The organism is Martelella sp. K41-7 (assembly GCF_055808365.1).
In genome coordinates this window covers 215883-227057 of the sequence record NZ_CM147867.1, presented here as the reverse complement: position 1 = coordinate 227057, position 11175 = coordinate 215883, and the positions used below count along the sequence as shown (strand labels likewise).

General features: G+C 58.1%; 10 protein-coding genes. 1 reads left to right on the top strand and 9 read right to left on the bottom strand.

The window, feature by feature from the left end:
- Window positions 1–11 precede the first annotated feature (11 nt).
- The 6 genes from AC0L7L_RS01085 to AC0L7L_RS01060 all read right to left on the bottom strand — a co-directional run bounded on the left by AC0L7L_RS01085 (window position 12) and on the right by AC0L7L_RS01060 (window position 7839).
- Entirely contained in the window at window positions 12–1046 is a 1035-nt protein-coding gene (locus AC0L7L_RS01085; RefSeq protein WP_473511302.1) for a LacI family DNA-binding transcriptional regulator, read from the bottom strand.
- A 519-nt stretch (window positions 1047–1565) separates the two neighbouring features.
- Window positions 1566–3518 (bottom strand): beta-galactosidase, encoded by a 1953-nt coding sequence (locus AC0L7L_RS01080; RefSeq protein ID WP_272209793.1) that lies wholly within the window; start codon window positions 3516–3518, stop codon window positions 1566–1568.
- Between the two features lie 43 nt (window positions 3519–3561).
- Window positions 3562–4668 (bottom strand): ABC transporter ATP-binding protein, encoded by a 1107-nt coding sequence (locus AC0L7L_RS01075; RefSeq protein ID WP_473511300.1) that lies wholly within the window; start codon window positions 4666–4668, stop codon window positions 3562–3564.
- 17 nt (window positions 4669–4685) lie between these two features.
- Window positions 4686–5540 (bottom strand): carbohydrate ABC transporter permease, encoded by an 855-nt coding sequence (locus AC0L7L_RS01070; RefSeq protein WP_473511298.1) that lies wholly within the window; start codon window positions 5538–5540, stop codon window positions 4686–4688.
- A 4-nt stretch (window positions 5541–5544) separates the two neighbouring features.
- Window positions 5545–6357 carry a carbohydrate ABC transporter permease gene (locus tag AC0L7L_RS01065; RefSeq protein WP_473511296.1) on the bottom strand — a complete coding sequence of 271 codons (813 nt, stop codon included), beginning with the start codon at window positions 6355–6357 and terminating at the stop codon, window positions 5545–5547.
- Window positions 6358–6603: 246 nt separating this feature from the next.
- The gene (locus AC0L7L_RS01060; RefSeq protein WP_473511293.1) at window positions 6604–7839 is read right to left on the bottom strand and encodes an ABC transporter substrate-binding protein; all 1236 of its coding nucleotides are present in this window, start codon (window positions 7837–7839) and stop codon (window positions 6604–6606) included.
- Window positions 7840–7952: 113 nt separating this feature from the next.
- On the opposite strand from AC0L7L_RS01060, the gene AC0L7L_RS01055 reads away from it, so the two are divergent.
- Window positions 7953–8816, top strand: a complete 864-nt coding sequence (locus AC0L7L_RS01055) for a helix-turn-helix domain-containing protein (RefSeq protein WP_272209788.1) — start codon at window positions 7953–7955, stop codon at window positions 8814–8816.
- Here AC0L7L_RS01055 and AC0L7L_RS01050 read toward each other — a convergent pair.
- The 3 genes from AC0L7L_RS01050 to AC0L7L_RS01040 are packed head-to-tail and all read right to left on the bottom strand — an operon-like array spanning window position 8799 to window position 11144.
- Window positions 8799–10163, bottom strand: a complete 1365-nt coding sequence (locus AC0L7L_RS01050) for a sugar ABC transporter ATP-binding protein (RefSeq protein WP_473511291.1) — start codon at window positions 10161–10163, stop codon at window positions 8799–8801. The two genes, AC0L7L_RS01055 and AC0L7L_RS01050, sit on opposite strands and share 18 nt — an antisense overlap.
- Before the next feature lie 10 nt (window positions 10164–10173).
- Window positions 10174–10713: an ABC transporter permease gene (locus AC0L7L_RS01045; RefSeq protein ID WP_473511288.1), complete on the bottom strand. Its 540-nt coding sequence runs from the start codon at window positions 10711–10713 to the stop codon at window positions 10174–10176.
- 14 nt (window positions 10714–10727) lie between these two features.
- Window positions 10728–11144 carry an ABC transporter permease subunit gene (locus AC0L7L_RS01040; protein ID WP_272209784.1) on the bottom strand — a complete coding sequence of 139 codons (417 nt, stop codon included), beginning with the start codon at window positions 11142–11144 and terminating at the stop codon, window positions 10728–10730.
- Window positions 11145–11175: the final 31 nt, after the last annotated feature.

The window sequence follows — 11175 nt, the reverse complement described above, 5'->3', positions numbered from 1 at the left end:
CTCTGGCTTGGTTATGAGCGTCGCTGTTTTTTGATCGCCGGCGGCGCGACGGAACTCCGCACGACGATTTCAACGGGCAGCAGTTCTTCCTGCGAAAGGTTATCGGGCTGCTGCCAATCGGTTTGTAGAAGAAGGGAAAGCGAACGTGCTCCGATGGCGCGCACCGGCTGGCGCACTGCCGTCAAAGGAGGCGCGAACAAATGTAGCGGGCCAACATCATCGAAGCCCACGACCGAAACCTGGTCGGGGATGGTCACGCCTTCGGAATAAAGCACCTCGATCAGGCCGACGGCGATCTCGTCCGAGCTTGCGAAAATAGCGGTCGCCGGAAGCTTCTCGTCAAGAAAGCGCCGCGCCGCGTGACGTCCGGCTGAAACGGTGTATTCGCCCCGGTAGCGCCGGATTTCGGCATCTTCCCCGAAGCGTTCGCGCAGCCCCTGCTCCAGACCGGCATAGCGGCGGGTTGTGGAGATCATTTCGTCCGGCCCGCCGATGAATACCACCTTTTTGTGCCCGAATTCCGCCAGATGCCTGCCTGCGAGATAGCCGCCCTGATGATTGTCGCAGAACAACTTTGGAACCATGGCGCCCGGCACATCCTCATCGACGATCACGACCTTGCCGGTACGGTTGATCATTCCCGCAAGCTCGCCATCATCGGGATGGTTGGTCACGAAGATCAGGCCGTCGACATGATGATGTTCGATCAGTCCGAGATATTTCTTCTCGCGGCCCGGCCGGTTCAGCGTCGCGTTGAGCGAAACGGCAAGCCCGAGCTTGTCGGCCTCTTCCTCGATCGCCGCCACCAGCATGGCGAAGAACGGGTTGGCGATGTCGGGAACAACAAGCCCGATCATGTCGGAACAACCACGGCTTAGCCGCCTGGCATGGGGGTTGGGCACATATCCGAGCTCGCGGATAGCAGTTTCGATACGGGTGCGGGTGTCGTTGGGCAAAACCAGCGAACCATTCAGCAGACGAGAAATCGTCGCTACGGAAACGCCTGCGGCTTTCGCAACATCTTTAAGGCTCGGTGCCTTCGCCATACTGTTCGCCCTTGCGTGACCGTTCAATGGCCATCATCATAATTCTGTAAAGCGATTTACTAAACCGCTTTACAAGAAAAGTATAACGTCCCTATTTTGTCAATACCGTTTGTGAAGAAGCTTGGAAAACAATACCCGGCGCCGCCGAATGTAACGCAGAGCGACCCAAGGGGCTTCTCTGACGGCCTCGGCTCGCCGCTTGCGGCAGTCTCGACGACAAGCCTGTTTGTTTCTGCCGAACACGCATTCAATCCCCCTCCTCCACCGCCATTTGCGCCGTGTTCGAAGGCCTCACTGCCGCCGATTCAAGCCTGCAGCCAGGACTAGCCACCAGACACCGGCAGTTCTTGGAGGCATCCTATGCCTGGACGATAGGCAAAGATGGCCATTGGGGCCGCAGGGAATAGCCTACGGCGCCAGCGGTCTGAAAACCGAGAAGACAGACGGAGATTTCGTCGTCTTCGGAATGCCCCTGGTCCGGGACACGCATCATGGCGAAAAACGGAAACGCCCTGAAGCTCAGACGGATGACGAGCGGCCGGGTTCGAATATCGCCAGATCACAGGCAGGAACCGTCTTCTGCCCGAGCAGGAAACGCCTGGTTTCAAACGGGATGGTCCATGCCCCCGGTCCGTAGTTGAAGACGAACATCAGTTTGCCACGCCGCTGAAGCCGGACATGTTCGGGAACGGTAGTTTTTGCAATATCGAAACGGTCAAGCATCATTCCGAAGATGGCGTGGAGCAGGTCCGGGTCGGCCCAGGCACCGAGATAGCTCGCGCGCTCATTGCCCACCATCACCGGCGCTCCGTCTTTTGCCGTAACCATCGCGTCCAGCTCAGTCTCAAGCAATTCGCGCCAACGCGAGATCGTCCCGCTCACCCCTTCCCCGCTCACCGCGATTTCCACGCCCAGCCGCAGCGAGGAAACCTCCGCAACCGTCACCGGCAGGAAATGCTGCAAAATCCCCGGCGGCAAAGTGGATGGAATGGCAAAGTTCTCTGTCTTCGAACCACTGCGCGGACCAAACAGAAGATGCGCATCTGTCGCCTCAAACGCCGCCATCGCGGCTTCGGAGATCGACGGCATGCAGGGTACGAGCACAAGCTTGTAGCCTTCAAGCGGCGCACCGGGCGTCAAAACATCGACATTGATGCCGTGCCGGCGCAGGGCCTCATACCAGCGATGCAGCAGAAGCTTGTAGTTGAAATCTTCGCCCTGCGGCTCAATCGTCGTAACCCAGGCGGCCTCGTAGTCGAGAACGATCGCCACATCGGCCTGCATGATTTGCGGCAATGACCCGACAGCCTCGATCTCGCGGCCCAGAACGGCAACCTCCTTGCCACCCGGAGACAATTGTCGGTCCGGACGCTGCAATCCGGCATGCATCTGTTCTTGCGCGAAGGGCACCTGACGCCAGCGGAAATAGCTGACGACTTCGGCGCCATGGGCGAGCGCCTCCCATCCCCAAAGCCGAACCATGCCCTGGCGTGGGGCCGGGTTCCAGTGGGCCCAGTTTACCGGCCCCGGCTGCTGCTCCATGATCCAGAACCGATCATTGCGCAGCTTGCGGTAAAGCGCATGGTGGAACGCCGAAAAATCGGGATGCGATGTATCATACCAACGCGCGCGCTCTTCATTGGAAAGCGGAAAGTGCTCGACCTTGCCGAGGGGATATGAATCCCAGCTGCAAAAATCGAGAGAGGCTGCGAGCCGAGCATGATCGAACTGATGAAAGAAGCCCATGAAATTATGGGTGATGAAACGCCCCGGCGCGTATTTGCGCAGGATGTCTGCCTGGGCGGCACAATACTCGGCAAGACTGTCTGATGAATAACGCCAGAAATCGAGCAGTGCGGCCGGATTGGCATCGGAAACCTGTCCCGCCGGTGGAATGACCTCGCCAAAAGACCGGAACTCCATGGACCAGAAGACGTTGCCCCACGCCCGGTTCAGTGCCTCGACCGACTGATATCGCGCCGAAAGCCATGCCCGGAACCCTTCGGCATCTTCGGGACCATACAGAAGAACGGTATCGTCACCGCCGAATTCATTGTCGATCTGCCAGCCTTCAACAGCGGGGTGGCCACCGTAACGCTTCGCCATTTCGGTGACGATCCGGTCGGTCTCGGCCCGAAATCGCTTCGATGCGGCGGTATAGTGCCGGCGAGAGCCGAAACCACGCGCCTTGCCATCGGCAAAAACCGGCAGCACATCCGGATACATGTCGACCAGCCATTTCGGCGCTGCCGCTGTCGGCGTGCCCAGCACAACACGTAGCCCCTCGCCCGCAAGAACCTCGATCGCACGATCAAGCCAGCCCCAGTCATAGCGACCGGGCGACGGTTCCATCCGGCTCCAGGCAAATTCGGCAATGCGCACGTAACGAATGCCCATTTCGCGCATTTGGCGTGCGTCTTCCGCCCACCAGTCCTCGTCCCAATGTTCAGGATAGTAGCAAACGCCGAGCATCTCGTTTTCCTTTTCCGGCTTGAAGTCTTGCGCGCGGCCTGGGCTATTCAGGGGATGCTATTGCGCTGAAAACCACGGTTTTGCCAGCAGCATTGAACAACTGGCAGGCTTCCGGCCGGACACCAAGCGAAACACTGTCGCCCGAACGCACGTGGCTGACGCCGTCGACCTTGACCATCAGCGTGATGTCGCCTTCCGTTTTCAACATCAACAGGGTTTCAGCACCAAGGTGCTCCACCAGCTCCACCGCCGCTTCGATTTTTGAGGCTCCGTCTCCCCCGACCACGAAATGTTCAGGACGGATCGCCAGGGTCACGGCGTCACCCTTCGAAATATCGGCTGAATCAAGCGGCAGCGAGACGGTTGCGCCGCCGGGAAGCGGCAGGATTGCAACCCCTTTGTCGACCGCCTGCACCACCGTTTCGAAACAGTTGATCTTAGGAGAGCCGAGAAACTCGGCGACAAAACGGTTAGCCGGTTTGAGATACAGATCCAGCGGTGAGCCAACCTGCTCGATATGGCCGCCGTTCAGCACAACGATCTTGTCTGCCATGGTCATAGCCTCCACCTGATCATGGGTCACATAGATCATCGTCGAGCCCAGGCTCTTGTGCAGTTTCAGGATCTCCACCCGCATTTCATGGCGAAGGGCTGCGTCAAGATTGGAAAGCGGTTCGTCAAACAGGAACACGCTGGGATCACGCACGATGGCCCGGCCGATCGCAACGCGCTGACGCTGCCCACCGGAAAGATGTGCAGGCTTGCGGTCCAGATAGGGCTGCAGGTGCAGCATCGTCGCCGCCCGCTCCAGACGCTCGGCAATGATGGCCTTGTCCACGCGGTTCATGCGCATGCCGAAGGTTATGTTGTCTGCAACCGTCATATGCGGGTAGAGGGCATAGGACTGAAACACCATCGCAACGCCGCGATTTGCGGAATCGACCGCTGTCATATCGCGTCCGTCGATGACAAGGCGGCCTTCGCTCATCTGCTCAAGCCCGGCAATCAGGCGCAACAGCGTTGATTTTCCGCAGCCCGACGGACCGACGAAGACGACAAATTCGCCCTGCTCGATCGACAGATCGATGCCTTTGATGACGCGGGTCGTACCAAAATCCTTGGCGATATTTTCAAGAGAAACATAAGTCATTTTTGAAACCCGTATTGTCAGCCCTTGGTGGCACCGAAAGTCAGCCCGGCGATGAATTGTCGCTGCATCAGAAAGAAAACCAGAACCGGAGGAACGGCAGCCAAAAGCGAACCGGCAGAAATCAGATGCCAGGTATTGGTCCACGTTTCGCGCAACGCCTGAAGACCTGCGGTCACCGGGCGGGCGCTGTCCGACTGCACCAGCACCAACGACCAGAAATAGTCATTCCAGACAAAGGTGAAGACCAGCACGAACAGCGCGGCCAGGGCCGGGCGCACGAGCGGCAAAATGACGTGGAAGAAGATCTGGATCTCACTGACACCTTCGACGCGTGCAGCCTCAATCAGCTCACCCGGCAGTTCGGCAATGAAATTGCGCATGAACAGGGTGCAGAACCCTGTCTGGAATGCGATATGGAAAATCACCAGCGCCCAGATCGTGTCATAGACCGGTATCACGTGAATGGCGATATCGCGCACCGGTATCATAAGCATCTGGAACGGCACAAAATTACCCGCAATGAACAGTGCAAGCAGCAATGTCGAGCCGCGAAACCGATAGCGGCTCAGCGCAAAGCCCGCCATCGCCGAAAGCGCAAGCGCTCCAACGCAGGAAACCAGCGTGATCACCATGCTGTTGAACAGGAAACGCAGCATCGGTGAGGACGTGAAGACACGGGTGTAATTGGCGACTGCGCTGAACTCGGTCGGCCAGCCCCAGTAATTACCGGCGTTCAGATCCTGAACAGAACGGATCGATGTGATGGCGATGGCGATAATGGGAAGCAGCCAGACAAAGAGGCAGATCCAGACGGTCGCATAAAAGACCCGTCGCCTCGCAGGTGAAGCGGTTTCAATCGGTATCGGAAACATGGCCTCAGCGCCTCCCTCTTGGCAGCGAGCGAATGAGAAAGATGACGATGCAGATGTCCATCAGGAAGAACAGGCAGGAAGCGATTGCAGCGCCATAGCCAATGCGAAATGCGCCGAATGTCTGATCGTACATGTAATAGGCCAGCACCGTGGATGACTGGTAGGGGCCGCCATCCGTCATCACCGATACGAGATCGAAAGAGCGCAAGGCACCGACCACCGAGACAATCATCGCGATTGAGGTGGCGGGACGGAGCTGCGGCAGCACGATATGCCAGAGAAGCTTGAACCCCTTCACCCCCTCCATCCGTGCCGCTTCGAGAAGCTCCGGATTGATGGCAGTCAGCCCCGTCAGATACAAGATCATGCAATAGGCGACCTGTGGCCAGAGCCCAGCTGCAATGATGACGAAGGTCGCGGTATTCTCGCCCTCGAGGAGAGAGACCGGCGGCAGGCTGAAAAATGCCAGGATGTGGTTCAAAAGCCCGAACTCGGCATTGAAAAACCAGCTGAACATCAGACCAACAACAACCTGGCTGATCACGAACGGCATGAAGTAAAGTGACTTTACAAACCGCATGCCAAAGCCAGACTGGTTCAGAAAAAGTGCCAGCAAAAGCCCGAGAGCCGGCGAAACCAGAAAGGCGATCAGCCAGTAGATATTGTTCTTCAAAGCGGTCCAGAAAACCGGGTCTTCGCTGACCAGCTCGACATAATTCCCAAGCCCGATGAAGCGGGCCTGATTTATGCCGTCCCAGTCATAAAGGCTGAGCCGCAGGCTCATGATCACCGGAATGATCACGAATACCGTAAACATCACAACTGCCGGGGCCAGGAACAAGGCCGGCGCCAGCCTGCGCTGGTTTCGCCGCCAGAAGCCCGGTTCATGCATATATGGTCGTTTCAATATCTGTTCGGACAAGCCGGAAACTCCCCTCGGTCTTCTTCATGGATAGCCCGCAAATGGCGACCATGGACCTTTTGATTTTGGCCGTGCGCGAATAATCGAGCACCGACGACCCGAAGGCCGCCGGCACTGTGTTGCTATGTGGTTACCGTACGATCAGTTGGGATACGCACGGGCTTGTGCCCGCTGGATATTGGTGAGGATCCGATCAAGCCGGTCGGGATGGACGAGGAATTCCTGGAAACCGTCCATCGCGATATTGGCGACCTGCGAATCCGTGTCGCGATCGATGAACTGGGCATAAAACTCGGCCCCTGCGGCAAGATCCGCGCTCTCCTGCAGCAACCGGACATCCGGTGCTGTCGCTTCAGGATTGGCCGGAAGAACCGGATAGATTTCCGTCATCAGCGATTGCGTTGAAGGCTCGGCAAGAAAAGCCAGAAAGGCCTTTGCATCCTCGATGTTCTTCGCCTTGGCCGGAATATGGTAGGTTTCTATGGGGGCGTCTTCTGCGCGGGCAATATCGGCATTGATGACCGGGAAGTTCATCACGCCGGTGACGGGCTCGCTTTCCGGCGTCAGGCTGGCAATCAGATAATTGCCCATCAGCATCATTGCCGCTTCGCCCTGGTTCATTTTGGCGAGGCCTTCACGCCAGGCCAGACTGGTGTGGTTTTCCGCGAAGCAATCGGCATCGACCATCTTCTTCCACTCGGCAAAGACGGCCTTCACCCTGTCATCGGTCCAGGCGACCTTGCCATTCATCAAATCCATGTGGAACGCGTAGCCGTTCAGCCTGAGGTCGATATAGTCAAACCATCCGGCAAGCGGCCATGGCGCTTTGGAGCCGAGCGCAACGGGCGTGATATCGTTCTCGCGAAATACCGTGCAGGCTGCGATCAAATCGTCAAACGTCTCAAGCGGAGCGGTCAGGCCGGCATCCTCAAAAAGATCGGTGCGATAGTAGATCGCCCAGGTCGAGTAGGATGTCGGCACACCATACTGTTTGCCGTCAAAACTCACCGATTCAACCATGCCCGGACCAAACTGCGCTTTCAGCGTGTCGGGCCAGATATCGCTGACATCGGCCAGCAAACCGGGCTCGACAAACTGGACCATCTTGTTGCCGCCATACCATTTTACGACGTCGGGAGGACTTGTCGTCAGCCAGTTGCGGATGGCGGTCTTGTTGCTTTCCTCGTCATAAAAATTCACTTCGACGGTGATATCCGGATACTCTTCCTCGAATGCTGAGATTGCGGCATTGAGAGATTCCCGATCGGGTTCACTGGCAACGGATGCGTTGAAAACCACCGTGCCGGCGAAAGCCTGCGGAGCGGCCAGTATGCTGGCGCCGAGCAGAGCAGCTGCAATATGCTTGGAAAACGTCATGAAACGGCCTCTAAATACGGATTGGGTCAAACGAATGCTTGATTGTATGCAGATTGCGCACAACAATTCGTCTTGCTTTGACCTCTTTAATTCCTGAATAGTAAGATTTCCGTATGACCAACAAACGCAAGGCGCCCTTCGGAGTTGCCGAAAGCCTGTTCTCGGCAGATCAGCGCGACACAGTTATCCCGATGCGCGCGCCGCATGTTCATAATCAGGTTGAGCTCAACCTCATTCTTTCGGGAACTGTACGGTATCTCTTCAACGGCAGGGTCGTTGATCTGAAGGCGGGAGATTTCGTCTTCTTCTGGGGATCGATCCCGCATCAGGTCACGGAAACGACTGGCGATGCCCAATTCGCCTGTATCTATGTGCCGGTCGAGACTTTCATGTTCACGGCGTTCAGCAAAGCGCTCAAACTCGCAATCCTCAGCGGCGGTTTCGTGCGGATCGATGAGAAGCTCGCGCTCGATACCGACCTGATGCTGATGATTCAGAGAGAACTTCGCGCCAGCGAGGAGGTGCTCTCAACACTCAATTATGCGCATCTGGAATTGAGGTTACGCAGGGCGGACCACACCGGCTGGACGGATCTTCTGGAGACTGCGCCAAAGGTATCACGAACGCTCAGGAGCAATCATCGCAAAGTGGTGGAGATGACCCGCTACATCAGCGCCAACGCCGATACCAATATTCAGACGGATGACGTGGCGCGGGCTGCGGACCTGCATCCGAAATATGCCATGAGCCTGTTTCGCCAGTCGACCGGTATGACAATCACCCAATACCTTCTGCGCTGCCGCCTTGTTACCGCTCAGCACATGCTGCTCGGGAGCGAAAAGAATGCAGCAGCCGTCGCTTTTGAGGCAGGGTTCGGATCTGTCAGCCGCTTCTACAAGGTCTTTCGCGAACAGACAGGCATGTCACCGAAACGGTTCCGTGACGTCTACCGCCTTGTTTCAAGCGAACCCGCCTGACTGAAGTGGTTTGAGAAAAACGAACAGGCGGGATATAATGTCGTAGAGCTCCTTGATGGCGCCGACATCGACGCCATTGGTGGGTTCGACGATGATGTAGAGCGAAGCCTTCGCACTCATCCATTTGCCGATCACCACCTTCTGCTGGTTGCCGCCGGAAAAGAACCGGACCTGGATCGAAGCGTCGCGCGGCCTGACCGCCAGCCGTTCCATCACCCCGTCGGCATACGACTTGACCGGCCCGGGCCGGATCATCAGCAGGCGCTGCAGCGAACCGAGCACCGGCAGGCAGACGTTTTCGGCAACCGAAAGCGAGGGAAACAGCGCCTGTTTGCGGCGGTCCTCCGGGATCAGCGCAACGCCAGAGCGGCGGGCGGCAATCGGCGTGTTGACGCTGACCGGCCTGCCGCCCAGCTTCACCGATCCTGAATGCCTGGTGACGCCGCCGAGCGCACGGGCAATGTCTTCCATCCCGCCGCCGACAGGACCGGTGATGCCCAGAACCTCGCCGGCGCTGATCTGGAAGTTGATCGGCGCAAGATTTGCCGTGGAAAGCCCTTCGACCTCAAGCAGCACTTCATCGCGGACGTTTTCGCCCTCATTATAGGTCGCAAGCTGTGAGCGGTTGCGGTCCACCATCAGTTCGGTGACGCGGTCTTCGGTCACCTCGCCGCGATTGAGCGTGCCGGAGACCAGCCCGCCGCGCAGGATCGTCGCCCGGTCGCAGATCTCCTGCACCTCGCGAAGCCGGTGGGAGATATAGACAATGGTGATGCCCTGTTTCTTGAAGCCTTCAATGATGCCGAACAGAACCTCGGATTCAGCCGCTGACAGGCGCGCCGTCGGTTCGTCGAGAACGATCAGTTTGTAGCGGCGGTGAAACAGGGTCGCCAGCGTCACAAGCTGCATCTCGGCGGCCGACAGATCGCCCGCCAGACGGTAGATATCGAGATCCAGCCCCATGCTGTCGAGGATTTCGGCGGCCTCGCGGTGAATGGCGCGATAGCTGATGCCGATCCTGCCCGGTTCATTGCCAAGCAGGATGTTCTGGCCGACCGTGAAACCCGAGAACAGTTCGGCATCCTGGTAGACCGCGCCGAGGCCGAGCTTGTGGGCCTCCGGCGGGTTTGAAATTCTGACCGGCTTGCCTTCGAGCAGGATCTCGCCCGCGCTCGGTGAATAGACGCCGGTGAGGATCTTGATCAGCGTCGATTTTCCGGCGCCGTTTTCGCCCAGCAGGCCATGGACCTCGCCGCGCAGGAATTCGAGGCTGACGCCTTTCAGCGCCTTGGTGCCCGCGAATTCCTTCTCCAGATCTTGAAGTTCTACAAGTGCGTTGCCGGTCATTGCCTATACCTCAGATGAACTTCAGGTGGACTTCTTCCCGGTTGAGCAGCGCATTGGCGCCAACCGCGATGATGAGAACCAGCCCCTGAAAGATATGGCGGGCGGCAAACGGGAAACCGACCATGTTCATGCCCGAGTCGACCATGTAGAGGAAGAATACCCCGACCAGCGTGCCGAGCAGATGCGGCTTGCCCTTGCCGAGAACCGTGGCCCCGAGAAAGACGGCGGCGAACGCCTCGAGCAGATAGCCATCGCCGCCGACCGGCTGCGCGGAGGAGGAAATGGCGGTGACGATGATGCCAGCACCGCCGGACAGAAGCGCGGAGAGCATGAAGGCCAGAATGACCCAGCGATAGACATTGATGCCGGAATAGAACGCCGCCATCGGATTGTCGCCGACGGCCGAAATATAATGACCGATGCGGGTGCGGATCGCGGCAATGTATGCAATCGCGAAGACCGCAAGCAGGATGATGACCGGCACGGCGATCATGCCGATTTTGCCCTGGCCGAGATAAAGGAATGCGGTCTCGTCATAACCGACGGGCACCTGATAGCCGCCCGTTATGAAAACGTTGATCCCGTCGAGAACGAACACACGCCGAGCGTGACCACGATGCCTGAAAGCCGTCCATAGGTGACCAGCACGCCATTCACCAGCCCGATAAGGCAGGCTGCGGCAAGCGCCAGGATGATCGCGGCCCAGGGCCCGACCACGGGAATGAGAAAGGCAACCAGGATCGAGGTGGTCGTCACCGTCAGCCCGATCGACAGGTCGAAACTGCCAGCGATGACCACCCAGGTGAGACCGAGCGACACCAGAGCACTGACGATCATCGAAAACAGGATGTTGTTGAGGTTCGACACGGTTGCGAAATAGGGAGACGCCACGGCGAAACCTGCCGCCGCCAGCACCAGCACGATGATCGTGCCCCACTGCCGCAAAATTCGAATGGCCGTAGTTTCGCCGCGTGTCGCCATTGCTGTCCTGGCGGTGTCCTGAGGGGGGCTT

What these genes read in the sequence shown, in the direction of transcription:
- AC0L7L_RS01060 (WP_473511293.1), bottom strand. Translation starts at nt 7,839, where the DNA reads ATGACGTTTTCCAAGCATATTGCAGCTGCTCTGCTCGGCGCCAGCATA.
- AC0L7L_RS01085 (WP_473511302.1), bottom strand. Translation starts at nt 1,046, where the DNA reads ATGGCGAAGGCACCGAGCCTTAAAGATGTTGCGAAAGCCGCAGGCGTT.
- AC0L7L_RS01075 (WP_473511300.1), bottom strand. Translation starts at nt 4,668, where the DNA reads ATGACTTATGTTTCTCTTGAAAATATCGCCAAGGATTTTGGTACGACC.
- AC0L7L_RS01080 (WP_272209793.1), bottom strand. Translation starts at nt 3,518, where the DNA reads ATGCTCGGCGTTTGCTACTATCCTGAACATTGGGACGAGGACTGGTGG.
- AC0L7L_RS01055 (WP_272209788.1), top strand. Translation starts at nt 7,953, where the DNA reads ATGACCAACAAACGCAAGGCGCCCTTCGGAGTTGCCGAAAGCCTGTTC.
- AC0L7L_RS01065 (WP_473511296.1), bottom strand. Translation starts at nt 6,357, where the DNA reads ATGTTTACGGTATTCGTGATCATTCCGGTGATCATGAGCCTGCGGCTC.
- AC0L7L_RS01050 (WP_473511291.1), bottom strand. Translation starts at nt 10,163, where the DNA reads ATGACCGGCAACGCACTTGTAGAACTTCAAGATCTGGAGAAGGAATTC.
- AC0L7L_RS01040 (WP_272209784.1), bottom strand. Translation starts at nt 11,144, where the DNA reads ATGGCGACACGCGGCGAAACTACGGCCATTCGAATTTTGCGGCAGTGG.
- AC0L7L_RS01070 (WP_473511298.1), bottom strand. Translation starts at nt 5,540, where the DNA reads ATGTTTCCGATACCGATTGAAACCGCTTCACCTGCGAGGCGACGGGTC.